The organism is Pseudomonas sp. TH34 (assembly GCF_016650865.1).
In the GTDB taxonomy this organism is placed as follows: domain Bacteria; phylum Pseudomonadota; class Gammaproteobacteria; order Pseudomonadales; family Pseudomonadaceae; genus Aquipseudomonas; species Aquipseudomonas yamanorum.
Genome location: NZ_JAEKFB010000031.1, coordinates 143,016 through 169,714, shown reverse-complemented (window position 1 = coordinate 169,714; position 26,699 = coordinate 143,016). Strand labels below are relative to the sequence as shown.

Sequence of the window (26,699 nt, the reverse complement as noted above, 5' to 3'; positions counted from 1 at the left end):
GTGATCGTTCCCACGCTCTGCGTGGGAATGCATACCGTGACGCTCCGCGTCACCCAGTGCGGGACGCAGAGCGTCCCCGGCGGCATTCCCACGCGGAGCGTGGGAACGATCAGTCACCGAGTCAGCAACCGCTCAATGCCACTTGCGGACGCTCGCCCGCAAAGAAGAACGGCCGCAACAGCACGCCCACGCTATTGCCGATAAACGCCGCCACCAACCAAACCCACCCATGCAGGCTACCCGACGCAATCCCGCTGAAGTACGCGCCGATATTGCAACCGTACGCCAGTCGCGAACCGTAACCCAACAGCAACCCACCGATCACCGCGGCGAACACCGAACGTGCCGGAATCTTCAGGCTTGGGGCAAAGCGCCCGGCCAATCCCGCAGCCAACAGCGCACCAAGGATGATGCCGATGTCCATTACGCTGGTAACGTCTTCCCACACCGGCGCTGCCAGGGCCTTGGCGTTACCCGGCATTTGCCAGAACACCCAGCTACCCACGTCCACGCCCAACCCGCTGGCGACCTTGGCGCCCCACAGCGCGAACGCGGAAGTGATGCCCCACGGCCGCCCGGCCAGTGCCAGGGTGGCGTAGTTGAGCAGGGCCAAGCCAATTGCGCCCCACACCAATGGCCATGGCCCGCGCAGGAAGCGGCGCAGGCCCTGGTGTTTGCTGGTGACGCCGGCTTCGAGCTGCCCGTGACGGCCTTTTTCCAGGCGCACCGTGACTGCCGCGATGATGCCGAATACGGCCAGGCTCAGCAGCAACGCCGGCACCACGCCGAAGCTTTTGACGATGGAAACCGCCGGGAATGAGGGAAGGGCAAACCACCAGTCGACGTGGTGGGTGGCGATCAACGAACCGCAGATAAAGAAGAACAAGGTCACCAGCATGCGCGCGTTACCGCCGCCCACGGTGAACAGGGTGCCGGACGCACAGCCGCCGCCCAGTTGCATGCCGATGCCGAAGATGAATGCGCCGAACACCACCGAAACCCCGGCCGGCGCCACCAGCCCGACCACGGGTTGGCCGAACAAGGTGCCGGCTCCCAGCGCGGGGAAGAACAGCACCACGGCAATCGCCAGCATCACCATCTGCGCACGCAAGCCCGCGCCGCGCCGGTCGGTGATGAACACCCGCCAGGCCGAGGTGAAGCCGAAAGCGGCGTGGTACAGCGTCAAGCCCAGTGCGGCGCCGACCACCAGCAACAGCACTTGGCGCGAGCCGACGCTGTTTTGCAGGAAGATGGCGCCAAACAGCAGGATGACAAACGCCAGCAGGGGCGCGAGCGGCTTGCGCGCAGGGGTTGTAGAGAGGGAAAGGCTCATCGGGTATCTCGGTTCGTAGGCCGTGGGTTAAAGGCGAGGGTGCCGAGTATAAACCGCGCACCCTTCCACTGGCGTCTCGAATCCTCCAATGAGGGGTATTAGCCGAGGCGAACTGACAGCTCGACGTCGTCACCGATCGGCACTGACAGGTAGCCATTTGCCGGGGAGCGCACCCGGGCGAGGTAGTCGGGGCAGTAGTTGGTGTTGTCGGCGATGATCAACGCGCCGGGCTTGAGGCGGCTTTCCACCAGGTTCAGTACATCGCCATACAAGGCTTTGGCGCCGTCGAGCAGCAGCAGGTCGACGCTGTCGGGCAGGCCGGTGGCCAGGGTGACCAGGGCATCACCTTGGCGGATCTCCACGAGGTCGCTGACGCCACCTTGCTCCAGATGTTGCCGCGCGAGGGCGATCTTCGAGGGCTCGAACTCGCTGCTGATCAGCGCGCCGCCGCCGTTGTCCCGCAGGGCGGCCGCCAGGTGCAGGGTGGACAGGCCGAACGAGGTGCCGAACTCGACAATGGCCCGGGCTTTGGTGCTGCGGGCCAGCATGTAGAGCAGGGTGCCGGTGTCGCGGGAGACGGGCAGCCACAGGTCTTTCAGCATCCCGTAGAGTTCCAGATAGTCGGTTTTGCTGCGCATCAAGCGATCACGTTCTTCAGGTGTCACGTTGTTGAGGACGGGGCTTGTGACGGTATCGGCCTGTGTGTACAGCCGTTCAATCAGAGCCGCCATTGGGGCCGAGGTAAGCGTATTCATGGGGAGGTCCTGTTGCAGGTTGAGCGGCGTGAGGCGCCGGGCTAGTATGCGAATGATTCGTCGCATTTAAAGTATGCGAACAATTCGTCACGTTCGCTATTCGCATTCAAACCGCAGCAGGCACGCCCCATGACCGACCGCCAGACCTCGCAGATTTCCTCACGCAAAGAGCCCAAACAGGCGCGATCCACCGAGTTGGTGTCGGCCATTCTCGAAGCGGCTATTCAGGTTTTGGCCAAGGAAGGTGCCAGCCGTTTCACCACCGCTCGGGTTGCGGAGAAGGCGGGTGTGAGTGTGGGCTCGGTGTACCAATACTTCCCTAACAAGGCGGCGATCCTGTTCCGGTTGCAGACCGATGAATGGCAGCAAACCTCGCAAATGCTCAGCCGGATTCTGGAAGACGTAAGCCAGCCGCCCCTTGAGCGGCTGCGGGCGTTGGTGCATGCGTTTATTCGTTCGGAGTGTGAGGAGGCGCAGATGCGCGTCGCCCTGAGTGACGCCGCGCCGCTGTACCGTGACGCGCCCGAAGCCCATGAGGTTCGGGCGGGAGGGCAACAGGTCTTCCAGACGTTCATGCTGGAACTGCTGCCGCAGGTGCCTGAGGCGACCCGCGACCTGGCGTGCGACTTGATCGTCACCACCTTCAGTTCGGTGGGCAAGGAATTCTCGGGAAGCCCGCGCACCGAGGCGCAAATTACTGCCTACGCGGATGCGATGGCGGATATGTTCGGTGCGTATGTGACGGTGCTTAACCAGACAGCACGATGACCCGCTGTGCGGGCCATCGTTTGCAGTGCTTGCCTTAGCGGCGGTTCAGCCAAACGGTCTGCGCATTGCAGAATTCCCGCACACCAAAGTGCGACAACTCCCGCCCGAATCCACTCTTCTTCACACCCCCAAACGAGACCCGAGGGTCGGACACGCTGTAGGCGTTGATGAAGATCCCGCCGGTTTCCAGTTGGTTGGCGATGTGGCGCGCCTTTTCCGGGTCGGTGGTGAACACGCTGGCGGTCAGGCCGAATTCACTGTCGTTGGCCAGGGCCACGGCGTGCTCTGCATCCCGGGCGGTGATGATGGAGGCGACCGGCCCGAACAGTTCCTGTTTGAACGAGGTCATCTGGTCGGTGACGTTGGCCAGCACGGTGGGTGCGTAGAAGTTGCCTGCGCCTTCGACTTTATGGCCGCCCAGCAGCAAGGTGGCGCCTTCGGCCAGAGTGGCCTGGACCTGGCCGTCGAGTTCGTCCCGCAGGTCGAAGCGGGCCATCGGGCCGATGTAGGTTTCGCTGGCGGTCGGGTCGCCCATCACCAGGTTGCGGCTGGCTTCGAGGAATTTGGCGGTGAAGGCTTCTACCACGCCTGCCTCGATGATCAGGCGCTTTGCAGCGGCGCACACCTGGCCGGAGTTCTGGAAGCGGCCGACCAGGGCGGCTTGCACGGCTTCGTCGAGGTTGGCGTCGTTGAGCACGATGAACGGGTCGGAGCCGCCGAGTTCCAGTACGCATTTCTTCAGCGCGGCCCCGGCCTGGGAGCCGATGGCCATGCCGGCGCGCACGCTGCCGGTGAGGGTCACGGCGGCGATGCGTGGGTCGGCAATGGCTTTGGACACACCGTCCTGGGTGACGTTGATCACTTCGAACAAGCCATCGGCGAAGCCGGCCCGCTGGAAGGCTTGTTTCATCAGGTACGCGCTGCCCATCACGTTAGGCGCGTGTTTGAGCACGTAGGTGTTGCCGCTGAGCATGGTCGGCACCGCGCCGCGCAGCACTTGCCACACCGGGAAGTTCCACGGCATCACGGCGAGGATCGGGCCCAGCGGGCGGTATTCGATTTGCGCGGTGCCGTTGTCCACCAGGGTGGCTTCCGGGGCGAGCATGGCCGGGCCGTGGGCGGCGTACCACTCGGCCAACTGGGCGCATTTCTCGATTTCGCCACGGGCCTGGGCGATGGGTTTGCCCATTTCCAGGGTGATCATCTGAGCCATCTCTTCGGCCTGGTCCCGCAGGGTGCTCGCCAGGGCCAGCAGCAACGCGGCGCGCTGGGCGACGGGGGTAGTGCGGCCGTTGCGGAAGGCGTTGATCGAGCGGGTGAGGGCGGCGTCCAACTGCGCCTCGGTTTCGTACGGGTAGCTGGCGACCGTTTCACCGTTGGCGGGGTTGATCGACAAGGCGTGGGTCTGGGAAGAAATGGGGTTCATGGCACCGTCCTGCGCAGTGAATGGGATGGAGGCCAGCGTACGGGGCTGTATCTTTTTCGGAAACTGAATAATATTAAGCAATACGTTCACGTTTGGAGAATGACTTGGATCTGGTCCAGCTGGAAATTTTCAAAGCCGTTGCCGAGCAAGGCAGCATCAGCGCCGCCGCGCAGTTGATCCATCGCGTGCCGTCGAACCTGACCACGCGGATCAAGCAGTTGGAGCAGGACTTGGGCGTGGATTTGTTTATTCGCGAAAAGAGCCGATTGCGGTTGTCACCGGCCGGGTGGAATTTCCTCGGTTATGCGCGGCGGATTCTTGACCTGGTGCAGGAAGCCCGGGCGACGGTGGCGGGGGAGGAGCCTCAGGGCGCGTTTGCTTTGGGGTCACTGGAGAGCACGGCGGCGGTGCGCATCCCTGCGGTGTTGGCGGCGTATAACCAGAAGCACGCCAAGGTCGAGCTGGACCTGACCACCGGGCCATCCGGGGCGATGATCGAGGGCGTGTTGTCGGGGCGGCTGGCGGCGGCTTTTGTCGATGGGCCGGTGCTGCACGCTACCCTGGAAGGCGTGGCGGTGTTTGAGGAGGAAATGGTGGTGATTGCGCCGCTGCATCACGCGCCGATCACCCGGGGGCAGGATGTGAGCGGGGAGAGCATCTACACGTTTCGCTCGAACTGTTCGTACCGGCATCACTTTGAGCGCTGGTTTTCACAGGATGGCGCGGTGCCGGGGAAGATCTTCGAGATGGAGTCTTATCACGGGATGCTGGCGTGCGTGAGCGCCGGTGCGGGATTGGCGCTGATGCCGAGGAGCATGCTGGAGAGCATGCCGGGGTTCAGGACGGTGAGTGTGTGGCCGTTGACGGATACATTCCGGATTTTGAATACCTGGCTGATTTGGCGCCGGGGTACGGTGTCACAGAGTTTGAACAGTTTTGTGCGGTTGCTGGAAGAGCGCGGCCTGGCCCTGGCATCGTAGCCGTAGCAGCTGTCGAGCCCCAGCGAGGCTGCGTTGGCCGCGCTGCCGCTATCGAGTCATACACTCAAACCGAGTCGCGCCTGACGCAGCCTCGCTGGGGCTCGACAGCTGCTACGGGAAGTTCAACTCAGGGGGTTAACCGCCAGATTGCGGGGTGTTTGCTTGCACCGAGTTGCACAAACCATGGTTGCCGGAAGAGAGTGGACTGAAGGCGGAATAGGTCCCCGGTGGGAGCTGTCGAACTTTAGCGAGGCTGCGATGACGTCGGCACCGTCGACATTGATGGTGCCTGACCCACCGCTATCGCGGCCTCGCTAAAGCTCGACGGCTCCCACATTTGGTTTTGGTCAGTTGCCAAATTGCAGGGTGTCTGCTTGTACCTAGTTGCACCGGCCACAAGAGCGCGGACTGAAGGCGGAATAGGTTCCCTGTGGGAGCTGTCGAGCTTTAGCGAGGCTGCGATGACGTCGGCACAGGCGACAACGATGGTGCCTGACCCACCGCTATCGCGGCCTCGCTAAAGCTCGACGGCTCCCACATTTGGTCTTTGTCAGCCGCCAAATTGCAGGGGGACTGCTTGGATCGAGTTGAACCAGCCACACGAGCGCGGACTGATGGCGGGAGTAGATCCCCTGTGGGAGCTGTCGAGCTTCAGCGAGGCTGCGAAGGCGTCGGCACAGTCGATATTGAGGGTGCCTGACCCACCGCTATCGCGGCCTCGCTAAAGCTCGACGGCTCCCACATTTGATCTTTGTCAGCCGCCAAATTGCAGGGTGCCCATGGCCGATTTGGCGATCAGGGCGCCGGTATCCAGTTGCATCAGTCACACAGGTCCCGTGTGGGAGCTGTCGAGCTTTAGCGAGGCTGCGAAGGCGTCGGCACAGTCGATATTGAGGGTGCCTGACCCACCGCAATCGCGGCCTCGCTAAAGCTCGACGGCTCCCACATTGGTCTTGGTCAGCTGCCGAACTGCAGGGTGCCCATGGCCGATTTGGCGATCAGGGCGCCGGTACTCAGTTGCATCAGTCACACAGGCCACCTGTGGGAGCTGTCGAGCTTTAGCGAGGCTGCGATGGCGTCGGCACCGTCGACATTGATGGTGCCTGACCCACCGCTATCGCGGCCTCGCTAAAGCTCGACGGCTCCCACATTTGGTCTTGGTTGGTCGCCAAATTGCTGGGTGTCTGCTCGCACCGGCCACAAGAGAGCAGACTGAAGGCGCAGTAGATCCCCTGTGGGAGCTGTCGAGCTTTAGCGAGGCTGCGATGACGTCGGCACAGGCGACAACGATGCTGCCTGACCCACCGCTATCGCGGCCTCGCTAAAGCTCGACGGCTCCCACATTTGGTCTTGATTAGCCGCCGAACTGGAAGGTGCCCATGGCCAGTTTGGCCATCAGGGCGCCGGCGCCCAGTTGCACCAGCCACAAGGCCAAACCGCCGAGGAATACCCCGAGGGCGATTTGCAGTACCAGGCTTTTCTGGCGCTTGACGGGGGGCGGGCGCGGGGTGAAGTGGTCCAGTTCGTCGCGGTCGGCACGCAGGTCCAGGTCGTCGTTTCTCATAGGCTACTCAAGGGAAGGGACTGTCTTGCTGTCAGTCTAGGGGTAGCGGACTGAAAGCAGCGAATTTTTAGGGGGGATGCACTCATCTATTGAAGCAATCTGCTCACCCTGTGGTGAGGGAGCTTGCTCCCGCTGGGGCGCGAAGCGGCCCCCATTCAGGCAGCGCATTCATTCAGAAAGTTCACGGTGGCAGGTTTCAGGGCCGCTGCGCAGCCCAGCGGGAGCAAGCTCCCTCGCCACGTTGGGCGCGTTCGCAGAATGAAAAAGGGGAAGCCACCGGCTTCCCCTTTTTTTGCATCACAACAGGCTTACAGCACCTGAACGATAGCCTTGGTCACAGCATCGATGTTCTTCTGGTTCAACGCCGCCACACAGATACGGCCGGTATCCAGCGCATAGATACCAAACTCGCTGCGCAGGCGCGTCACTTGCTCAACGCTCAGGCCGGAGTAGGAGAACATCCCGCGCTGGCGACCGACGAAGCTGAAGTCGTGGCCCGGAGCAGCCTTGGCCAGGTCTGCCACCATCTGCTCGCGCATGCGGCGAATGCGCAGGCGCATTTCGGCCAGTTCGGCTTCCCACTGGGCGCGCAGTTCAGGGTTGTTCAGCACCGCTGCAACGATCGCCGCGCCGTGGGTCGGCGGGTTGGAGTAGTTGGTGCGGATCACGCGCTTGACCTGGGACAGGATGCGCGCGCTTTCTTCCTTGGAGTCGGTGACGATGGACAGGGCGCCCACGCGCTCGCCGTACAGCGAGAACGATTTGGAGAACGAGCTGGACACAAAGAAGGTCAGGCCCGACTCGGCGAACAGGCGCACCGCGGCGGCATCTTCGTCGATGCCGTCGCCAAAGCCCTGGTAGGCCATGTCGAGGAACGGTACGAGGTTTTTCGCCTTGACCACGTCCAGCACTTGTTGCCAGTCGGCCGGGCTCAGGTCGACGCCGGTCGGGTTGTGGCAGCAGGCGTGCAGCACGACGATGGACTGTGGCGGCAGGGCGTTGAGGTCTTCCAGCAGGCCGGCGCGGTTGACGTCGTGGGTGGCGGCGTCGTAGTAGCGATAGGTCTGTACCGGGAAGCCGGCTTTTTCGAACAGCGCCTGGTGGTTTTCCCAGCTCGGGTCGCTGATGGCGACGACGGCGTTGGGCAGCAGTTGCTTGAGGAAGTCTGCGCCGATTTTCAGGGCGCCGGTGCCGCCGACCGCTTGGGCGGTGATGACGCGGCCGGAGCTGATCAGCGGCGATTGCGCGCCGAACAGCAGCTTTTGCACGGCCTGGTCGTAGGCGACAATACCGTCGATCGGCAAGTAGCCACGGGCGGCGTGTTGCGCCACTCGAATGGCTTCCGCTTCGGCAACGGCACGCAAGAGTGGAATCTTCCCCTCCTCGTTGCAGTAAACGCCCACGCCAAGGTTCACCTTGGTGGTTCGGGTATCGGCGTTGAATGCTTCGTTGAGGCCCAGGATTGGATCGCGTGGTGCCATTTCGACAGCGGAGAACAGGCTCATTTTTGCGGCAGCTCTATAGAGAGTGGAGGGACGTGTCGCGCTCCAGCCGAATGCACTAGAGCGGTGCACAAACGGGGAGGTAGTATAGAGGCCATCACGGCTCGCGGCGACAGCCGAAACGGCTTTTCGGCCAAGTTTTTCGGTTTATTTACCGACCGTTAGTCTTATTGCAACATTGACTGGCAATGGCATGTAGGACGATTGCCTTGAAACCCGTCACATTTGCCTCCACTTCTACAGCTATCATGGTTTTTTCCTGCAATCTGCGCCGAACAGTCGCGGGTCGCGGTCTTTTTCGTCCCCGTTGCTTTTTCCGGCCTCGGGGTGACTCAAGAGGTACGTTATGTCGGATTTCCAGCTAGTCACCCGCTTCGAGCCTGCCGGCGATCAACCGGAAGCCATCCGTCTGATGGTCGAAGGCATCGAAGCCGGCCTGGCACACCAGACCTTGCTCGGGGTGACCGGCTCCGGTAAGACCTTCAGCATCGCCAACGTGATCGCCCAGGTGAATCGGCCGACCCTGGTGCTGGCGCCGAACAAGACCCTGGCCGCGCAGTTGTATGGCGAGTTCAAGGCGTTCTTCCCGAACAACGCGGTGGAGTACTTCGTTTCCTACTACGACTACTACCAGCCCGAAGCCTACGTACCGTCGTCCGACACCTTTATCGAGAAAGACGCCTCGATCAACGACCACATCGAGCAGATGCGGCTCTCGGCGACCAAGGCGCTGCTGGAACGCAAAGACGCGATCATCGTCACCACGGTGTCGTGCATCTACGGCCTGGGCAGCCCGGAAACCTATTTGAAGATGGTGCTGCACGTCGACCGCGGCGACAAACTCGACCAGCGCGAACTGTTGCGTCGCCTGACGAGCCTGCAATACACCCGTAACGACATAGACTTCGCCCGGGCGAGCTTCCGCGTGCGCGGCGATGTGATCGACATCTACCCGGCGGAATCCGACCTGGAAGCGATCCGCATAGAGCTGTTCGACGATGAAGTCGAGAGCCTGTCGGCCTTCGACCCGTTGACCGGCGAGGTGATCCGCAAGCTGCCGCGCTTCACCTTCTACCCGAAAAGCCACTACGTGACCCCGCGCGAAACCCTGATGGGCGCCATCGAGGGCATCAAGGCTGAGCTGGTGGAGCGCCTGGAATACCTGCGTTCCAACAACAAGCTGGTGGAAGCCCAGCGCCTGGAGCAGCGCACCCGTTTCGACCTGGAGATGATTCTCGAGCTGGGCTACTGCAACGGCATCGAAAACTACTCGCGCTACCTCTCTGGCCGCGAATCCGGGCAGGCGCCACCTACCTTGTTCGATTACCTGCCGGACGATGCCTTGCTGGTGATCGACGAATCCCACGTCAGCGTGCCGCAGGTGGGCGCGATGTACAAAGGTGACCGTTCGCGTAAAGAGACCTTGGTGGAATACGGCTTCCGCCTGCCGTCGGCACTGGATAATCGGCCGATGCGTTTTGACGAGTTCGAAGGCATCAGCCCGCAGACGATTTTTGTCTCGGCCACGCCGGGTAACTACGAGGCCGAACACGCCGGGCGTGTGATTGAGCAACTGGTGCGCCCGACGGGCCTGGTGGACCCGCAAATCGAAATACGCCCGGCCCTGACTCAGGTGGACGACTTGCTCTCGGAAATCACCAAGCGCGTGGCCCTGGAAGAGCGGGTGCTGGTCACCACACTGACCAAGCGCATGTCCGAAGACTTGACTGATTACCTGGCCGACCACGGCGTGCGCGTGCGCTATTTGCACTCGGACATCGACACCGTGGAGCGCGTGGAAATCATCCGCGACCTGCGTTTGGGGGCGTTCGATGTGCTGGTGGGGATCAACCTGCTGCGTGAAGGTCTGGATATGCCGGAAGTGTCCCTGGTGGCGATTCTCGATGCCGACAAGGAAGGCTTCCTGCGGTCCGAGCGCTCCTTGATCCAGACCATTGGCCGGGCGGCGCGGAACCTGAATGGCCGGGCGATTCTGTATGCGGACCGGATTACCGGTTCCATGGAGCGCGCGATTGGCGAGACCGAGCGGCGTCGCGACAAGCAGATTGCCTACAACCTAGAACATGGCATCACGCCGAAGGGCGTGTTCAAGGAAGTGGCCGACATCATGGAAGGCGCCACCGTGCCGGGCTCGCGCAGCAAGAAGCGCAAGGGCATGGCCAAGGCGGCGGAGGAGAACGCCAAGTACGAAGCGGAATTGCGTTCGCCGAGCGAGATCACCAAGCGGATTCGTCAGTTGGAAGAGAAGATGTACCAGTTGGCGCGGGATCTGGAGTTTGAAGCGGCGGCGCAGATGCGGGATGAGATTGGCAAGTTGCGGGAGCGGTTGCTGGCTGTGTGATTTGTAGCGACTGCCAAGGCCTCTTCGCGAGCAAGCCCGCTCCCACATTTTGACCGCGTTCGCCTGAACAGCTCGGTCAAGTGTGGGAGCGGGCTTGCTCGCGAATGGCGGCGCCTCGGTCTAATGAGATTCCCCAGCCTTGAGCCCCGCCGGCAACGCCTTGGTCAACAAGATCGCCACCATGCTGATCCCCAACGCCAACCCCACAAAGTGAAACGCATCGTTGTAGGCCATGATCTGCGCCTGCTGATGGGCAATCTCACTCAACTTGCCCAACGCCGCCGTCTCACTGCCAAACGTCTCCGTCAGCCTGGCCATGCGCTCCGCCACCTGCGGATTGGTCGGCACAATCGCCTCACGCAGGTAATCAAAGTAGGTCTTGGTGCGCGCATCCAGCAGCGTCGCCAGCAGCGCAATCCCGATCGCGCCACCCAGGTTTCGCAAAATATTGAACAGGCTCGACGCCGACCCCGCGTCCTTCTGCATGATGTACGCCGTGGCAATCAACGAAATCGTCACCATGATCAACGGCTGCCCCAGCGCGCGGATGATCTGGATGCGATTGAACTGGTCGCCGGCAAAGTCCGGGTTCAGCACTCCCGATGAAAAGCTCGCCAATCCAAACAACCCGAACCCCAGCGTACACAGCCATTTGGGCGAAACGTATTTCATCAACTTGGGCACCAGCGGAATCAGGAACAGCTGCGGAACCCCCATCCACATGATCACTTCGCCGATTTGCAGGGCGTTGTAGTTCTGGATCTGCGCCAGGTACAGCGGCAACAGATAAATCGACCCATACAGCCCCACGCCCATCCCCAGGCTGGAGATGCTCGACAGCCCGAAATTGCGGTTGCCGAGGATGCGCAAGTTGATCAGCGGGTTTGGCTTGGACATCTGCACGATCACGAAGGTGATCAAACTCAACAGGGCGACGGTACCCAGGCTGACAATCAGGTTCGACTCCAGCCAGTCCTTGCGATGGCCTTCCTCAAGAAATACCTGCAAACACCCGAGGCCCACGGCCATGGTGACGATGCCGAGGTAGTCGGTACTTTTGAGCAGGTCCCAGTTGGAATCCTTTTTCTCCAGGCCATACAGCAGCCCGGCGATCATGATCAGGCCCGGGGGGATGTTGATGTAGAAGATGTATTCCCAGCCCCAGTTCTCCGTGAGCCAGCCGCCGATGGTCGGGCCGATGGAGGGGGCGAAGGTGGCGGTCATGGCGAACATGGCCATGCCTTTGGCGCGGTGATGTTCGGGCAGCTTGATCAGGGTGAGGGTGAACGCCAGCGGGATCAGCGCGCCGCCGGTAAAGCCCTGCAACGCGCGGAACACGATCATGCTTTCCAGGCTCCAGGCCATGGAACACATCAGCGAGGCGATCAGGAATCCGCTGGACACCCACACCGCCAGGCGACGCGCCGACAGCAGCTGCACCAGCCAGGCGGTGAGGGGGATCATGATGATTTCGGCCACAAGGTAGGAAGTGGATATCCACGAGCCTTCTTCCAGGGTGGCCGACAGCGCGCCTTGAATGTCCTTGAGGGACGAGTTGGTGATCTGGATGTCGAGCACTGCCATGAAGGCGCCGAGCATCACGCTCATGACCGCGATCCAGTCGCGCCGGGTCGGTTCGCCGACCGGCGGCAGCAGTTGATCACCGGCCATCGTGCGGGTCTTGGATATTCACTTTGACCGTCACCGACATGCCCGGGCGGATTTTGCCCTGCAGCGGGTTGTCGGCGGCGAAGGTCAGTTTGACCGGAATCCGTTGTACGACTTTGGTGAAGTTGCCCGTGGCATTGTCCGGTGGCAGCAGGCTGAACTGCGCGCCGGAGGCGCCGAACAGGTTGGCCACGCGGCCTTCAATCGGGGTATCGCTGTAGGCATCAAACGTCAGTTCGGCCTTTTGCCCGGGCTGCATGTGGCCGATCTGGGTTTCCTTGAAGTTGGCCTGCACCCAGATGTCCTGGTCCGGGACAATCGACAGCAGGTAGGCGCCGGCCTGCACATATTGGCCGTTGCGCGCGGCACGCTGGCCGATCAGGCCGCTGATGGGCGCGTGGATTTCGCTGCGGGTCAGGTTCAGTTCGGCCTGGGCCAGGTCGGTCTTGGCGTTGGCGATCATTGCGTCGAGGCGCTTGATCTCGGCGTTCAGGGCGTTGACCTGCTGGCGCTGGCCCTGCAGGTCGGCCTGGGCCATGGTCACCTGGGAGCGGGCGATGTGGTTGTCGGCGTCGAGGGTGGTGACCCGTTCTTCGGATACATAGCCAGGCTTGCGCAGGGTTTGCGCACGGTTCAGGTCGATCTGCGAGCGGCCGAGGGTGGCCTGGCTGGAGGAGACCTTGGCCTCACTCGCAGCGATCAGGCTGGCTTGCTGGGTGAGTTTGCTCTGGGCCTGCACGCGCTCGGCTTCGCGCATGGCCAGGGCGGCGTTGGCGCGGTCGACGGCGAGGTGGAAGTCGTCGCCTTCGAGCCTGACCAGCAGTTGGCCTTTTTCCACGTGTTCGTTGTCGCCCACCAGCACCTCGACGATGCGCGCGCCCAGTTGGCTGGAGACCCGGGTGATCTCGCCTTGGACGTAGGCGTTGTCGGTGCTCTCATAAAAGCGGCCCTTGAAGAACCACTGGGCGAAAAAGCCCGCGGCAATCAGGACCACGATCAACAGGAAGATAAACAGGCGGCGTTTGAGCGGGGCAGGCATGGCGATAAGGTCGTCGACAAAAGGTAATGGAATATAGCCAGCGAATGATCTGGCAAATAGCCATGGCGGGACTTGAGACCGGAGCTTGTCTCATATGCCCTTTGTTCGCCTCCCCACGCTGGAGCCCAAGGGCTTGGGGCTGTTACCATTCGCCCCTTGTTTCATTTTCAGTTTTATCGCCAATTCGAGACCCGCCATGACCACCGTCCGCACGCGCATCGCGCCATCGCCTACTGGGGATCCCCACGTAGGTACTGCTTACATCGCCTTGTTCAACTACTGCTTTGCCAAGCAGCATGGCGGTGAATTCATCCTGCGGATCGAAGACACCGATCAACTGCGCTCCACCCGTGAGTCGGAACAGCAGATTTTCGATGCCCTGCGCTGGTTGGGCATTACCTGGGCTGAAGGCCCGGATGTCGGCGGCCCACACGGCCCGTATCGCCAGAGCGAGCGCAGCGACATCTACAAAAAATACACCCAGCAGTTGGTCGACATGGGCCACGCTTTCCCGTGCTTCTGCACTGCCGAAGAGCTGGACCAGATGCGCGCCGAGCAACAGGCCCGTGGCGAAACCCCGCGCTATGACGGCCGCGCACTGCTGCTGTCGAAGGAAGAAGTGGCCCAGCGCCTGGCCGCCGGCGAGCCGCACGTTATCCGCATGAAGGTACCGAGCGAAGGCGTGTGCGTGGTGCCGGACATGCTGCGTGGCGACGTCGAGATCCCGTGGGACCGCATGGACATGCAAGTGCTGATGAAGACCGACGGCCTGCCGACGTACTTCCTGGCCAACGTGGTGGACGACCACCTGATGGGCATCACTCACGTACTGCGTGGTGAAGAGTGGCTGCCATCGGCGCCGAAACTGATCCTGCTCTACGAGTACTTCGGCTGGGAACAACCGCAGCTGTGCTACATGCCGCTGCTGCGTAACCCGGACAAGAGCAAGCTGTCCAAGCGCAAGAACCCGACTTCGGTGACCTTCTACGAGCGCATGGGCTTTATGCCTGAGGCGATGCTCAACTACCTGGGCCGCATGGGCTGGTCGATGCCGGACGAGCGCGAGAAGTTCTCGTTGCAGGAAATGGTCGATAACTTCGACTTGTCTCGTGTGTCCCTGGGCGGGCCGATCTTCGACATCGAGAAGCTGTCGTGGCTCAACGGCCAGTGGCTGCGTGACCTGCCGGTGGAAGAGTTCGCCAGCCGCGTGCAGCAGTGGGCGTTGAACCCCGAGTACATGATGAAGATCGCGCCGCTGGTGCAGGGCAGGGTGGAGACGTTCAGCCAGGTCGCACCGTTGGCGAGCTTCTTCTTTGCCGGTGGCGTGAACCCGGATGTGAAGCTGTTTGAGTCGAAGAAGCTCTCGGCTGACCAGGTTCGCCAGTTGATGCAGTTGATCCTGTGGAAGCTCGAAAGCCTGCGTCAGTGGGAGAAGGATGCAATCACCGCGACTATCCAGGCGGTGGTTGAATCCTTGGAATTGAAACTGCGCGATGCGATGCCGTTGATGTTTGCCGCGATCACCGGACAGGCGAGTTCGGTGTCGGTACTCGATGCGATGGAAATTCTGGGCCCGGACCTTACCCGTTTCCGTCTGCGCCAAGCCCTTGATTTGCTTGGTGGTGTGTCGAAGAAAGAAAACAAGGAATGGGAAAAGCTGCTGGGCGCTATCGCTTAAGCCCGCGGTTGTAATGGCCAAACCCCGGTTTTCCGGGGTTTGCTCGGTAAGTGATTGTTATCTCGGCAAAAAATTTTGAAAATTGTTGAAAATAAATTTGACACGTTTCGAATACGCCATTAAGATTCGCCCCGTCCTCACCGACGAGGGGCTATAGCTCAGCTGGGAGAGCGCTTGCATGGCATGCAAGAGGTCAACGGTTCGATCCCGTTTAGCTCCACCAATTTACAGGTTCAAGGTCTGGCCACACCGTCCTTGAATTCGATCAGACTCAGCCTGATCACGTTGTATAGAAGGTTTGTGTCCCCTTCGTCTAGTGGCCTAGGACACCGCCCTTTCACGGCGGTAACAGGGGTTCGAGTCCCCTAGGGGACGCCAGTTTCAACAAGCAGTTCGAAAGGTCTGCTGCGCCGCGAGGCGAAAAATCCGGGGCTATAGCTCAGCTGGGAGAGCGCTTGCATGGCATGCAAGAGGTCAACGGTTCGATCCCGTTTAGCTCCACCAATTTACAGGTTCGAGGTCTGGCCACACCGTCCTTGAATTCGATCAGTACTCAGCGCTGATCAGTTGTACAGAAGGTTTGTGTCCCCTTCGTCTAGTGGCCTAGGACACCGCCCTTTCACGGCGGTAACAGGGGTTCGAGTCCCCTAGGGGACGCCACGATTACCCGCTCTGCGGGATTTTTAAGGGTCATTCAATTATTGAATGGCCCTTTTGTTTGTCTGGCGTTTGGCCAATCTTCCTTCCTCTTCCTTGAATGTTCTTCTGACCAATGGTCATGCCGGTGGCTTGCGAAATATTATTATGGTAATAATATTCGAAGCATGAGATTCGGAGGCAACGATGAACGATAAAAAAGCGCAAACCCGCGAACGTATTCTGCAAGCTGCCAGCGCTGCCCTGGTGCAGCGTGGCCCGGCCGAGCCGAGTGTGGGCGAAGTGATGGGCGCGGCGGGGCTCACCGTCGGTGGTTTCTACGCGCACTTTGAAAGCAAGGATGCGCTGATGCTGGAGGCCTTCACCGCGTTGTTGGCCCGGCGTCGCGCGTCCATCGATGACATGGACTCGACCTTGACCGGTGAGGAGCGCCGTGCCCTGGTGGCGGCGTTCTACCTGTCGCGCAAGCACCGTGATTCCACTGCCCAGGCGTGCCCGATCCCGGCCACCGTGGGCGAGATGAGCCGCCTGCCGGACGAATTTCGCCAAGCCTTGAATGAACACTGCGAGCTGATGGCCGCACAGCTGGCCGCCAGCCCGGAAGACACCGACAAGGCCCTGGCCGACATGGCGCTGATGATCGGCGGCTTGTCGCTGGCCCGCGCCCTGGGCCCAGGTGAGTTATCTGATCGTGTGTTGCGTGCGGCCAAGTCTGCAGTGCGTTAAGAACGGCTTCTGGCCTGAGGGATGAGCGATGGACACGTTGAAATGGATTCGTGGCGTCAATGGCACCTTGGGCCGGCTGGCGCCGCACACTGTTGCCAGCAAGATGCGTCGGGTGTTCATGACGCCCCGGGATCTGCCGCCCCGTGACTGGGAGCTGCCGCTGCTGGCGCAATCCGAGCGCATCACCTTGCGTTTTGGCCTGTCGGCGCTGAAATGGGGCCAAGGCCCTGCGGTGCTGTTGATGCACGGCTGGGAAGGGCGCCCAACGCAGTTTGCCAGCCTGATCACGGCATTGGTGGAGGCGGGGTATTCGGTGATTGCTCTGGACGGCCCGGCCCACGGGCGTTCGCCGGGGCGCGAAGCCCATGTGCTGCTGTTCGCTCGCGCCATGCTGGAAGCCGCGGCCGAGCTGCCACCGCTGCATGCGGTCGTCGGTCACTCCATGGGCGGTGCCAGTGCGATGCTGGCGGTGCAGTTGGGCTTGCGCACCGAGGCGTTGGTCAGCATCGCGGCGCCCTCGCGGTTTCTCGACGTATTGCGGGGCTTTGCCGGTATGGTCGGTTTGCCAGCGCGAGCGCGGTCGGCGTTTATCCAGGAGGTGGAACTGACGATGGGCATGCCCCTCAAGCACCTCGACGTCGCCCACTATCAAATGAATATCCCGGGGCTGATCGTGCATGCCGAAGACGATACCTTTGTCTCGGTCAAAGCCTGCCAGGTCATCCACGACGCCTGGTTCGACAGCCGCCTGCTGCGCCTGGAGCAAGGCGGGCACCAGAAGGTGCTGGCAGATCCGCGCGTGATCGAAGGCGTCCTGGCGCTGCTCGCCGGCCGCCACGTGCCGGAGCGCCAAACCGCCTGAACCATGGGTTACACTGCTCGCCGCCGACATTAATCGACCGGGAGCACTGCATGGGCTGGGATTTGGCAACGCCGTTTATCATCGATCTTCAGGTCGGTGCCGAAGACATCGACGGCCTGGGGCACGCCAACAACGCGGTCTATGTGTCCTGGCTGGAACGCTGCGCATGGCGCCATTCCCAGCGCCTGGGGCTGGACCTTACCGAGTACCGCCGACTGGACCGCGCCATGGCCGTGGTGCGCCATGAGATCGATTACCTCGCCGCCGGCTACGAAGGCGATGAGCTGCAATTGGCGACCTGGATCGTCGACTGGGACCAGCGCCTGAAAATGACCCGGCGCTTCCAACTGGTACGGCCCCGTGACGGCGCCACGTTGCTGCGGGCGCAAACCACCTTTGTCTGCATCGAGTTGTCCAGCGGCAAGCCCAAGCGCATGCCGTCGGAATTTATTGAAGGTTACGGCCCGGCGCTGCAAGGCGAGTTACCCTCCGGCGCCTGAAACCCGTAAACTGCGCCACGTTTTTCGTTGAGTGTTTTCCATGCAAATTGCTTTGGCGCCCATGGAGGGGTTGGTCGACAACATCCTGCGGGACGTGCTGACCCGGGTCGGCGGTATTGATTGGTGCGTGACCGAGTTCATCCGGGTTAACGACCGCCTGCTGACGCCTGCCTATTTCCACAAACTCGCCCCTGAGTTGCTGCACGGTGCCAAGACCGCTGCCGGCGTGCCTCTGCGTGTGCAGTTACTCGGTTCAGACCCGGTGTGCCTGGCGGAAAACGCGGCCCTGGCGTGTGAGCTGGGCTCGCAGGTGGTTGACCTGAACTTCGGTTGCCCGGCCAAAACCGTCAATAAGTCCCGTGGCGGTGCGGTATTGCTCAAGGAGCCGGAACTGCTCAACCAGATCGTCGAGCACGTACGACGTGCGGTACCGGCGCACATTCCGGTCACTGCCAAGATGCGCCTGGGCTTCGACAGCCCGGATGGTGCCCTGGTGTGCGCCACGGCCCTGGCCGAAGGCGGCGCGGCGCATATCGTCGTACACGCACGCACCAAGGTTGACGGCTACAAACCCCCTGCGCATTGGGAGTGGATCCCGCGCGTACAGGAGGTGGTGAAGGTGCCGGTGTTCGCCAACGGTGATATCTGGAGCGTTGAAGACTGGCGACGTTGCCGTGAAATCAGCGGCGTCGAAGACATCATGCTCGGTCGCGGCCTGGTGGCCCGCCCCGACCTTGCCCGGCAGATTGCTGCCGCGCGAGCAGGGGAAGAGGTGATAGAGATGACTTGGGCACAGATGCAGCCAATGCTTCACGAGTTCTGGCGGCAATCCGTCGAGCAATTGACCGAGCGCCAGGCGCCGGGACGCTTGAAGCAATGGCTGGCCATGTTGACCCGCAACTATCCTGAGGCGGTCGAACTATTTACGCAGATGCGTCGGGAAACCGACCTGGAGCAGGTAGGACGATTGTTGGGAGTACCTGATTCGGTGGCGTTGCAAAATTAAGTTCATATATATAAACGTTTCAATCCAGTCATCGAGGGCGCCATGGGCGCCCTTTTTTTGCGTGTAATAAAGCGTTGTGCCGTGAGAAGAAAGGTCGCTGTTGGGTTGCTGTGTCGATTTTTAGTTGCTTTATATATGTGAGCGAGCTTCTTGTTTGCTACAGAGTCTTGCTTGGCTGGATGGTGATATTTTGAATTTTTACTAGTTTGGGTATTAGAGCGCGCGCAATAACACAGGCTAGATGGGTTTGTGTGAGTGAGTGATTTCAGCAATTTGCCTTAATACCTGACTGTTGCCTGATATATCTGTTTTGCCCACTGCGAAGACCGGTAAAGCACGATGCATTGCGGAAAGTCCATAGGATAACGTCTCGATTTTCATTTGATTTCCTTATGTGAAGGCCGACTTTCGGAACCCGATGCCCGCAACACCCACGAAAGTAGCGAGTGTGCAGCACTTGGGTTTGTTTCCAGTCCAGAACCCGGACGGTTTGTTCCAGGCCGCTGACGGTGTTTTGGCAATCACTGAATAAGGATTTATTTATGTCTCATTTTTCGGTCAATAACTTCTCTCGCTTGAATAATGACTTCAATCAGCCGAGTACGGAGCTGCCAGGGTCTGTCGATAAGAGTGCGGGTGAAAAGCCGGCACCTACAGCCGGTACATTATTGAAAAACAATCCCGCCGTTGGGTCGGACGGAACAGTTACCTTAAATAAAGATGCACTCGAGAAGTTGTTCGAGATGTTTGAGTATGCCTTTAAGGCTATACGGAACATGCTGTCCGGTCAGGGTGGGATGCCCAGGTTGATACCCGATGCAGGTCCACAGCCTAAACCCGAGAGAGAGGGCGATGCCCAGGTCAAGGATAAGGCTGGCAGTCATGCCACTGTGCTGAATACGGCACTCAAGGACAAGGCCGGGACTCAACCGGAAGTGCTGAACACGGCACTCAAGGACAAGGCCGGGACTCAACCGGAAGTACTGAAGACGGTACTCAAGGACAAGGCCGGGACTCAACCGGAAGTGCTGAAGACGGTACTCAAGGACAAGGCCGGGACTAATCCTGAGGTGTCTACGCAGAAAGACACGCCGGCAAACAATCCAGCGGTCCCGAATTCCACGCTCACCGTAACGCCAAAGCCCCAGACATTGACGGAATTCCGCTTGCGGGAACCCGCGTTGCCCAAAGACGTGCAAGTGAACAACAGGAGCAATTCCGATGTAAACGTCACGGTCCAAGTGATGAACTGCCATTGCCCTCACCCGGATGTACCGAATCCACGCGCCCCCGTCCCGCCGAAGCCCAATGCACCGACGGTACTCGTCTCGCCGAAGCCAGACGCGCCGGTCTCGCCGAATCCAGACGCACCGGTCCCGCCGACGCCAGGCGCCCTCGTCCCACCGAGCCCGGACGCGCCAATCCTGCCGACGCCAGATACACCGACGTCGGACGTTACCGCACCCGGCCCGGCCAAGGATGATTTCTTGCTGGAAACCACAGGCCGGCGCCGGGTTTATGACAACGACTGGCGTTCCCATCCTGGTCGCCGAATGAGCAGGTAAGTCAGCGACTTCCTCTGGTTTTTTCAATAAAGCGCTTCCCGGTCAATAAACGCCGGGGAGCCCTTGGAGAAGGATAGTTATATGTCGTGTTCAGAAATTAACAATGCGGGAAAGCTCGGCAACTATTACCAACACCTGGAAACCTGCACACCACGGCGATCGGTTCCGGTTGAGCAAGTAAGCGTAGATAGGCAGCCACCCTCATCACTCGGTAATAAAGGTCAAGGTAGCGTTGGTAATACAGTCAGCGACGCCCCGGTATTAGCGAAGCTCCTTGAACTGTTCACCCAGTTTTTTACGCAGTTGCAAAGTCTGCTCACAGGCAAGGAGCAGACGAACATCGTTCCGACTCGGGTAACGCCTGCGCCCCAAACCACTGTGGTGCCCAAGCCGGACGCACCACTACCTGCTCCAACGCCACAGCGGCTTCCTGATCTGTCGGATAAGCGCAATGGCGCCAAGCCCGACAATATATGGAATGGATTTCGCCAAGGGCCCGACGGCAATTGCGTGACCATTTCGGCGATCAAGGCGGCGATGATGAAGTTCGGGCAGAGCCCGACCGATATTTTCAGGTCTGTTCAAGCCGTAGGTGACGGTTATCACGTCGTGATGCGGGACGGATTCAGGCTGGACTTGAAAAAACATGAATTGGCCACTGCGATAAGGGGTTCAAAGTTTGTCCCGATGCGTGATCCCGGCATGCTCAAGGACGCGCACTTTCTGTTTGCTGTCAGTGCCAAACGGGCACAAATGGAAAACAACGATGGGCGTGCAGCGAGGAGCTTTGATGCCGCCGTACACAGCCTCAACGATGGTGAGGATGAGCGCGTGGCTGGGGAAGGCTTCCTGCGACTGGGCTTACGCAGCCACATGAAGAAAGTATCGGTAAGCGCCTTTCAGGATAAGTCGTTGATAGGGATGGTCAACAGGAGTGCTCATTCGGTGGCCGTGGTCGATGGATGTGAGGAGTTCTACGGCAGGAAAGGAGGACCGCCGCGTTTCGGGGATGCCATCGCATTGGTCTGACGTTCTTCCTGGGCTAACAGCAGGCCCGGCATGTGGTGGTTTTTTAGAGGGGCATGACCTTGAATGTTTTGAACGTGAATATCGGCCTCAACGTTTTCCCTGGTGAGCAGGAAGCTGAAGAAAGGCCCGCCGACAGTGTCAGTGCCTTCAGTTCTACCGAGGGAAGGTTTGCTGAACACTTTGATACCAGCAGCCATTCGGCGGTCATCAAGATGATGATGGTCACGTTCGGCCCACGCCCCGTGGATATGTTTAGCGAGGTCAGGCGCGTCGGCGACGGTTACGTTGTCACTCTGAAAGACGGCTACACGTTGCATCTTTCCGGGCATGAGTTACGCCGCACCACAGCAGCGGCGAGATTTGTCGGCAGTGATTCAGGCGCGATGGAGAATGCGAATTTTGCGCTGGCGGTCTTTGTCAAACGCAAACAATTGTGCAGCGCTGACAGCAGTATCAACCGCCACTTTGATGCGGCCTTGTCGGCGTCTCTCCAGGGCGAGACTGCCTTTAATCTGCTCAAAGGCATGGGGATGAAACGGTTTATGCGGCGGCTCCCTTCGCACCAGCTAATCGGCAAGGACGCCGTTGGCGTTATGGAAGCTCATGACTTTGGCGCCTCGTTGATCCGTAATGGGGTCGCGCATCGGTTTGACCGTCAATACCGCCCCGACCGGCCTTACGTCTACGTGCTGGACAACGCCGGGCAGACGAGACACCACGCCGAGAAACCCGCGGGCATCCTGAATGGTTTTAATGCTGTTGAACCCAGGTTTGGCGAGTCGTTCGACGTTAGCAGCCATGCCGCGGTGATCAAGATGATCATGCTGAGGTTTGGCCAAAGTCTCACGGACATGCTTGAGAGCGTCACCCCGGTAGGCGGTGGCTATGAGATCACGATGAAGGATGGTTTTGCGATTCACCTTTCCCAACAGGAATTGAAACAGGCGAGCCAAGCGTCGCGGTTCGCCGGGCCTGACCGGGAGGCCGTGAGCCAGGCCAACTTCATGTGGGCGGCCTATGTAAAACGCAGGCAACTGACGCGCTTTGATCCTGCCCCGGACAACTCCTTTGAACGGTCTTTATCAAGCGCGCTAAAAGGCGATACGCCCTACAGGGTCTTGAAGGATCTTGGGATGATCGGCTTTTTGCGCTTGGTTGCCGCCGACAAGATGCAGGCGCGGGGTGCTGCCGGGGTGATCAATACCTTTGGCTATTCGAGCGCCTTTGTCCTGGAGGGCGTACAGCACAGCGCTGGAAGTAAAGCCCCTGTCGCCAGGTCGTATGGCTACATGCTCGCCGGTGAGATACCTGCCGGATTACCGATTGATTCAAGCGCCGTCGTTTCGCCAACCTCCGATGTGCCGGTGGGTATCAAGCCTGCCGATATCTGGGGCGGGTTCTATCAAGGGGTCGAGGGGAATTGCGTCACGGTGTCCGCGATCAAGGCGGCGATGATGAAGTACGGTCAAAATCCCCGAGGCATCTATAAAAGCATCACCCCGACACGGGACGGTTTTACCGTGACCCTGCGCGATGGCTGTACGGTGCACTTGACCCATGACGAGCTGAAAAAGGCCCGGGAAGGCTCACATTTCAAGGGCGCTGACAGCGGATTGCTCAAGGACGCGAATTTCCTGTACGCCGTCAGTGCCAAGCGGGCACAAATGGAGAATCACGAGTTTCGCGCCGCCGCGAGTTTTGAGGCGGCCATGGGCACGCTCAATGATGGCGAGAGCCCGGGTGATGCGCTGCGGCGTCTGGGGTTGTACGCCTTTACGCGTCAGAGCAGCGTGCAGGAGTTGGCCGGTGGTGTGATTGGGACGCTGGCGAACTTTCGGCACTCCGTGGTCGTGGTTGATGGCGCGTTAGATGATTACGGGGCCCCAACCCGACTGCGGACATCAGGCTGGATGCGTGAAGATGGCACCGCGCTAAAGTTGGTTTAGAGACCGCGGCCCGGCCTGGACCAGCAACTGCCGGAACCCCTCCACCGGCAACGGTCGGCTATGCAGATACCCCTGGTACAAATGACACCCCAGCCCCTGCAGGAACGCCAGTTGCTCCGGGGTCTCCACGCCCTCGGCGATCACCGCCAGATTCAAGCTGCGGGCCATGGCCACAATGGCGCGGATGATTTCCGCATCGTTGGGGTCATGGGTGGCGTCGCGCACGAACGACTGGTCGATCTTCAGCGCATCCACCGGCAGGCGCTTGAGGTAGGTCAACGATGAATAGCCGGTGCCGAAATCATCCATCGCAAAACTCACGCCGAGCTTTTTCAGGCGGCGCATTTTGCTGATGGTGTCGTCCAGATTCTGGATCACGATGCCTTCGGTGATTTCCAGTTTCAGCAATGTATAAGGCAGATGGTGCTCACGCAGGCTGCGTTCCACCCGCTCGACAAAGTCGTTCTGGCGGAACTGCCGGGGGCTGATGTTGACGCACAGGCTGAAATTCAGCGGGTCCACCAGGCCCTCGCTGATCAATTGCGCAAAGGTCCCGCAGGCTTCGTCGAGGATCCAGGTACCCACTTCCAGGATCAACCCGCTGTCTTCCAGCACCTTGATAAATTCAGTCGGTGATTGCGCCCCGAGCTGCGGGTGCTGCCAGCGCACCAGGGCTTCAGCGCCGACGATCCGGTTGCCCCTGGCATCCACTTGCGGCTGGTAATGCACGCTGAATTCACCGCGGGACAGGGCCAGGCGCAGGTCGGTTTCCATGCGCAGTCGCTCACTGGCGGTTTTCTGCATGCTGTTGTGGAACATCTGGATCGTGTTGCGCCCCGAGTCCTTGGCCCGGTACAGCGCAATATCGGCGCGCTTGAGCAAATCCGCCGGGGTTGAGCCGTGATCGGGGATCAGCGCCACGCCGATGCTCGGCGTGACTTGCAGGCGCTGGCCATCCAGGAACATCGGTTCGGACAACAGTTCGCGCAGGGTATCGGCCAACTCCGAAACCTGGGCACTGACCTGCTGACGCGAACCCTCCAGCCCGCTGAGCAGCACCACAAACTCATCGCCGCCCAGGCGCGCCACGGTGTCTTCCATGCGCACGCTGGCTTCGAGGCGTGCGGTGACGATTTTCAGCACGGTGTCGCCCACCGGGTGGCCGAGGGAATCGTTGATGTGCTTGAAGTGGTCCAGGTCGAGGAACAGCAGGGCGCCCCGCAGGTTGTGGCGCTTGAGCAGGGCGATCTGCTGGCTCAGGCGGTCCATCAGCAGGGCGCGGTTGGGCAGGTTGGTCAGCGGGTCGTGATAGGCCAGGTGGCGAATCTGCGCCTGGGCGTTTTTCAGCAGGCTCACGTCCCGGGCGGTCAGCAGCAGGCACGGGGTTTCATTGAGGGTGATGGGTTCCACCGACACTTCAACCGCCAGCACTTCACCGCGCTTGTTGTGCCAGAGCATTTCCAGGTGATGAATGCGGCCCTTGATCTGCAGCTCGGCCAATAAAGCTGCGCGCTGGTTTTCATCGGCCCAGATGCCGATCTGATACAGCGTCAGGCCGATCGCCTCTTCGGCGCGGTAGCCGGTCAAGCGGCAGAAGCCGTCGTTGACCTCGACATAGCGCCCGGTATCGCGCTCGGTGATCGACACCGCGTCGGGGCTGGAGTGAAAGGCCTTGGCGAACTTCTCTTCACTGGCCTTGAGCGCCGCTTCCGAGCGTTGCTGCTGGGTGATGTCCCGCAAGGTGGTGACGATGCAGGGTTGATCGCTGACCTGGATCAGGCGGCTGGAGATCATGCAGTTAAGGATCTGGCCGTTCTTGTGATGAACGGTGATGGCCACATTGCTCAGGGACTGTTCGCGAATCACCTGCTCGATGCGTTGCAGGCGCTTGCTGGGCTCATCCCACAGGCCGATCTGTTCGGCGTTGTTGTTGAGCACTTCGGCGGCGGTCCAGCCGAAGGTCTGGGTGAAGGCCGGGTTGATCTCGATAAACTGGCCGGTTTCCAGGCGTGTCACGCAAATCGGGTCGGGGCTGGCGAGAAACAGGCTGGCGAACTTTTCTTCCGACGCAGTCAGGCGTAGTTCGCGCTCGACCTGGTCGGTGATGTCGAGCAGCGTGCCGGCCATGCGCAGGGGCACGCCCAAGTCATCACGATACAGGCGGGCGCGGCTTTCGAGGTAGCGGGAGCTGCCGTCTTCCAGTTGCACGCGATAGGTCAGTTGGTAGTTGCCCGCCGGGCCTTCGCGCAGGGTGCGGTAGGCGTTGCGCATGTTTTCGCGCTCTTCAGTGGGCATGCCTTCAAAAAACGCCTCGAAGGATTCGTGAAACGGTTGGGGTTCCAGCCCGTGCAACTGGGCGGCGCGGGCCGAGCCGTAGAGCATGCCGCTGGGGATGTGCCAGTCCCAGGTGCCCAGTTGTGCCGAGTCGAGGGCCAGGTCCAGGCGTTCCTGGCTGTCCTTGAGGGCTTGTTCGGCATTTTTGCGTTCAGTGGTGTCGAGAAAGGTGCTGATCAGGTAGTCCTCGCCGTCCAGCTCGACTTTCTGGGCGCTGAGGGTGCCATCGTGGATCTGCCCGTTGCTGGCGCGAAACTGCACTTCCATGGTGATGGGGGCGCCTTTGCGCTGGGTAGCCTTGACCAGATGCGCGCGTTGTTCGGGGTGTACCCAGAGGCCCAGCTCCAATGTGCTGCGGCCAATGGCATCGGCCAGCGGCCAGCCGAACAGGCTCTCGAAATACTGGTTGGCTTCGCTGATCAGGCCGTCCGTCTGGCGGGTCAGCAGAACCATCAGCGGGCACAGGTGAAACAGCGTGGCGAAGCGTTTTTCCGAGTGGCTGAGGGCGTGTTCGCGTTCGCGCTGGTGGGTGATCTCGCGGATTACCCCGATCATTCGCCGACGCCCGGCCTTGTCCGGTAGCAGGCTGCCATTGATTTCCAGCCAGTGCAGGCTGCCATCGGGCCATTGGATACGGTGGTGCATGGCTTGGACAGCGGGCTCGCCGGCCAGCACCGCATGAAAGGCCCGGACTACCTTGGCGCGGTCCTCGGGGGCCAGCAGGTCCAGGTACTCCAGGTCTTCAGGCAGCGGCTGGCGCGGGTCGAAGCCGAACAGGGCCTGGGTGCCTCGGGACCAACTGATTCGGCCGGTATCGATTTCCCAGCTCCAGGCGCCCAGCCGGGCAGCATTGAGGGCCGCCAGCAGTTGCGGCGCGCTGTCCCAGCTCTGTTCCGCCTCCTGTGGGTCCAGGGCGTAGATGCGGGGCAGGGGTGGCACGGTATCGACGGGGTTGCGCATTATCAAAGGGCCTTGGCTCAATGGGCGTTCGGCGCGGGT

At 60.7% G+C, this 26,699-nt stretch carries 19 protein-coding genes and 4 tRNA genes; 15 read left to right on the top strand and 8 right to left on the bottom strand.

Annotated features, from left to right (window positions below; genetic code table 11):
• Positions 1–121: 121 nt before the first annotated feature.
• Both JFU58_RS23740 and JFU58_RS23735 read right to left on the bottom strand, forming a co-directional pair.
• Positions 122–1,333, bottom strand: a complete 1,212-nt coding sequence (locus tag JFU58_RS23740; RefSeq protein WP_201142525.1) for a YeeE/YedE family protein — start codon at positions 1,331–1,333, stop codon at positions 122–124.
• Positions 1,334–1,431: 98 nt separating this feature from the next.
• Positions 1,432–2,088 carry an O-methyltransferase gene (locus tag JFU58_RS23735; protein ID WP_201142524.1) on the bottom strand — a complete coding sequence of 219 codons (657 nt, stop codon included), beginning with the start codon at positions 2,086–2,088 and terminating at the stop codon, positions 1,432–1,434.
• Positions 2,089–2,217: 129 nt separating this feature from the next.
• On the opposite strand from JFU58_RS23735, the gene JFU58_RS23730 reads away from it, so the two are divergent.
• Positions 2,218–2,856, top strand: coding sequence for a TetR family transcriptional regulator (locus tag JFU58_RS23730; RefSeq protein ID WP_201142523.1), 639 nt, complete (start codon positions 2,218–2,220; stop codon positions 2,854–2,856).
• A 34-nt stretch (positions 2,857–2,890) separates the two neighbouring features.
• On the opposite strand, the gene JFU58_RS23725 is transcribed toward JFU58_RS23730, so the two are convergent.
• A complete protein-coding gene (locus tag JFU58_RS23725; protein ID WP_201142522.1) occupies positions 2,891–4,282 on the bottom strand; it encodes an aldehyde dehydrogenase family protein in 1,392 nt (463 codons plus the stop codon).
• A gap of 104 nt (positions 4,283–4,386) precedes the next feature.
• Here JFU58_RS23725 and ptrR point away from each other — a divergent pair, with 104 nt between their 5' ends.
• Positions 4,387–5,262: a putrescine utilization regulator PtrR gene (gene ptrR, locus JFU58_RS23720; protein ID WP_063031754.1), complete on the top strand. Its 876-nt coding sequence runs from the start codon at positions 4,387–4,389 to the stop codon at positions 5,260–5,262.
• A 1,354-nt stretch (positions 5,263–6,616) separates the two neighbouring features.
• Here ptrR and JFU58_RS23715 read toward each other — a convergent pair.
• Positions 6,617–6,826, bottom strand: coding sequence for a hypothetical protein (locus JFU58_RS23715; protein ID WP_093199424.1), 210 nt, complete (start codon positions 6,824–6,826; stop codon positions 6,617–6,619).
• Positions 6,827–7,134: 308 nt separating this feature from the next.
• A complete protein-coding gene (locus JFU58_RS23710) occupies positions 7,135–8,331 on the bottom strand; it encodes an amino acid aminotransferase (RefSeq protein ID WP_201142521.1) in 1,197 nt (398 codons plus the stop codon).
• Positions 8,332–8,674: 343 nt separating this feature from the next.
• On the opposite strand from JFU58_RS23710, the gene uvrB reads away from it, so the two are divergent.
• Entirely contained in the window at positions 8,675–10,690 is a 2,016-nt protein-coding gene (uvrB, locus tag JFU58_RS23705; protein ID WP_201142520.1) for an excinuclease ABC subunit UvrB, read from the top strand.
• A 120-nt stretch (positions 10,691–10,810) separates the two neighbouring features.
• On the opposite strand, the gene JFU58_RS23700 is transcribed toward uvrB, so the two are convergent.
• Both JFU58_RS23700 and JFU58_RS23695 read right to left on the bottom strand, forming a co-directional pair.
• Positions 10,811–12,361: an MDR family MFS transporter gene (locus tag JFU58_RS23700; protein ID WP_201142519.1), complete on the bottom strand. Its 1,551-nt coding sequence runs from the start codon at positions 12,359–12,361 to the stop codon at positions 10,811–10,813.
• A complete protein-coding gene (locus JFU58_RS23695; protein ID WP_201142518.1) occupies positions 12,351–13,397 on the bottom strand; it encodes an HlyD family secretion protein in 1,047 nt (348 codons plus the stop codon). Before JFU58_RS23695 ends, JFU58_RS23700 begins: the two co-directional genes overlap by 11 nt.
• A 196-nt stretch (positions 13,398–13,593) precedes the next feature.
• Here JFU58_RS23695 and gltX point away from each other — a divergent pair, with 196 nt between their 5' ends.
• From gltX to JFU58_RS23635, 12 genes are all read left to right on the top strand, one after another.
• Positions 13,594–15,075, top strand: coding sequence for a glutamate--tRNA ligase (gene gltX, locus JFU58_RS23690; RefSeq protein ID WP_093199413.1), 1,482 nt, complete (start codon positions 13,594–13,596; stop codon positions 15,073–15,075).
• Positions 15,076–15,222: 147 nt separating this feature from the next.
• Positions 15,223–15,298, top strand: a tRNA-Ala gene (locus tag JFU58_RS23685).
• Positions 15,299–15,377: 79 nt separating this feature from the next.
• Positions 15,378–15,453: transfer RNA gene (locus JFU58_RS23680), tRNA-Glu, on the top strand.
• A 50-nt stretch (positions 15,454–15,503) separates the two neighbouring features.
• Positions 15,504–15,579: transfer RNA gene (locus JFU58_RS23675), tRNA-Ala, on the top strand.
• A gap of 80 nt (positions 15,580–15,659) precedes the next feature.
• Positions 15,660–15,735: transfer RNA gene (locus JFU58_RS23670), tRNA-Glu, on the top strand.
• A 183-nt stretch (positions 15,736–15,918) separates the two neighbouring features.
• The gene (locus tag JFU58_RS23665) at positions 15,919–16,458 is read left to right on the top strand and encodes a TetR/AcrR family transcriptional regulator (RefSeq protein WP_017478788.1); all 540 of its coding nucleotides are present in this window, start codon (positions 15,919–15,921) and stop codon (positions 16,456–16,458) included.
• Positions 16,459–16,486: 28 nt separating this feature from the next.
• Positions 16,487–17,320 carry an alpha/beta hydrolase gene (locus JFU58_RS23660; protein WP_201142517.1) on the top strand — a complete coding sequence of 278 codons (834 nt, stop codon included), beginning with the start codon at positions 16,487–16,489 and terminating at the stop codon, positions 17,318–17,320.
• 50 nt (positions 17,321–17,370) lie between these two features.
• Positions 17,371–17,820 (top strand): acyl-CoA thioesterase, encoded by a 450-nt coding sequence (locus tag JFU58_RS23655; protein ID WP_093199400.1) that lies wholly within the window; start codon positions 17,371–17,373, stop codon positions 17,818–17,820.
• 40 nt (positions 17,821–17,860) lie between these two features.
• On the top strand, positions 17,861–18,826 hold the full coding sequence (locus JFU58_RS23650) for a tRNA dihydrouridine synthase (RefSeq protein WP_063031742.1): 966 nt from the start codon (positions 17,861–17,863) through the stop codon (positions 18,824–18,826).
• Positions 18,827–19,368: 542 nt separating this feature from the next.
• Entirely contained in the window at positions 19,369–20,391 is a 1,023-nt protein-coding gene (locus JFU58_RS23645; protein WP_201142516.1) for an adhesin, read from the top strand.
• Between the two features lie 81 nt (positions 20,392–20,472).
• Positions 20,473–21,420: a hypothetical protein gene (locus JFU58_RS23640; protein WP_063031736.1), complete on the top strand. Its 948-nt coding sequence runs from the start codon at positions 20,473–20,475 to the stop codon at positions 21,418–21,420.
• Between the two features lie 53 nt (positions 21,421–21,473).
• Entirely contained in the window at positions 21,474–23,366 is a 1,893-nt protein-coding gene (locus JFU58_RS23635) for a hypothetical protein (RefSeq protein WP_201142515.1), read from the top strand.
• Here JFU58_RS23635 and JFU58_RS23630 read toward each other — a convergent pair.
• Entirely contained in the window at positions 23,352–26,660 is a 3,309-nt protein-coding gene (locus JFU58_RS23630) for a bifunctional diguanylate cyclase/phosphodiesterase (protein WP_063031732.1), read from the bottom strand. The two genes, JFU58_RS23635 and JFU58_RS23630, sit on opposite strands and share 15 nt — an antisense overlap.
• Positions 26,661–26,699: the final 39 nt, after the last annotated feature.

What these genes read in the sequence shown, in the direction of transcription:
- JFU58_RS23665 (WP_017478788.1), top strand. Translation starts at nt 15,919, where the DNA reads ATGAACGATAAAAAAGCGCAAACCCGCGAACGTATTCTGCAAGCTGCC.
- JFU58_RS23650 (WP_063031742.1), top strand. Translation starts at nt 17,861, where the DNA reads ATGCAAATTGCTTTGGCGCCCATGGAGGGGTTGGTCGACAACATCCTG.
- gltX (WP_093199413.1), top strand. Translation starts at nt 13,594, where the DNA reads ATGACCACCGTCCGCACGCGCATCGCGCCATCGCCTACTGGGGATCCC.
- JFU58_RS23740 (WP_201142525.1), bottom strand. Translation starts at nt 1,333, where the DNA reads ATGAGCCTTTCCCTCTCTACAACCCCTGCGCGCAAGCCGCTCGCGCCC.
- uvrB (WP_201142520.1), top strand. Translation starts at nt 8,675, where the DNA reads ATGTCGGATTTCCAGCTAGTCACCCGCTTCGAGCCTGCCGGCGATCAA.
- JFU58_RS23660 (WP_201142517.1), top strand. Translation starts at nt 16,487, where the DNA reads ATGGACACGTTGAAATGGATTCGTGGCGTCAATGGCACCTTGGGCCGG.
- JFU58_RS23640 (WP_063031736.1), top strand. Translation starts at nt 20,473, where the DNA reads ATGTCGTGTTCAGAAATTAACAATGCGGGAAAGCTCGGCAACTATTAC.
- JFU58_RS23635 (WP_201142515.1), top strand. Translation starts at nt 21,474, where the DNA reads ATGACCTTGAATGTTTTGAACGTGAATATCGGCCTCAACGTTTTCCCT.
- JFU58_RS23735 (WP_201142524.1), bottom strand. Translation starts at nt 2,088, where the DNA reads ATGAATACGCTTACCTCGGCCCCAATGGCGGCTCTGATTGAACGGCTG.
- JFU58_RS23715 (WP_093199424.1), bottom strand. Translation starts at nt 6,826, where the DNA reads ATGAGAAACGACGACCTGGACCTGCGTGCCGACCGCGACGAACTGGAC.
- JFU58_RS23710 (WP_201142521.1), bottom strand. Translation starts at nt 8,331, where the DNA reads ATGAGCCTGTTCTCCGCTGTCGAAATGGCACCACGCGATCCAATCCTG.
- JFU58_RS23645 (WP_201142516.1), top strand. Translation starts at nt 19,369, where the DNA reads ATGTCTCATTTTTCGGTCAATAACTTCTCTCGCTTGAATAATGACTTC.
- JFU58_RS23655 (WP_093199400.1), top strand. Translation starts at nt 17,371, where the DNA reads ATGGGCTGGGATTTGGCAACGCCGTTTATCATCGATCTTCAGGTCGGT.
- JFU58_RS23630 (WP_063031732.1), bottom strand. Translation starts at nt 26,660, where the DNA reads ATGCGCAACCCCGTCGATACCGTGCCACCCCTGCCCCGCATCTACGCC.
- JFU58_RS23695 (WP_201142518.1), bottom strand. Translation starts at nt 13,397, where the DNA reads ATGCCTGCCCCGCTCAAACGCCGCCTGTTTATCTTCCTGTTGATCGTG.
- JFU58_RS23725 (WP_201142522.1), bottom strand. Translation starts at nt 4,282, where the DNA reads ATGAACCCCATTTCTTCCCAGACCCACGCCTTGTCGATCAACCCCGCC.
- JFU58_RS23730 (WP_201142523.1), top strand. Translation starts at nt 2,218, where the DNA reads ATGACCGACCGCCAGACCTCGCAGATTTCCTCACGCAAAGAGCCCAAA.
- JFU58_RS23700 (WP_201142519.1), bottom strand. Translation starts at nt 12,361, where the DNA reads ATGGCCGGTGATCAACTGCTGCCGCCGGTCGGCGAACCGACCCGGCGC.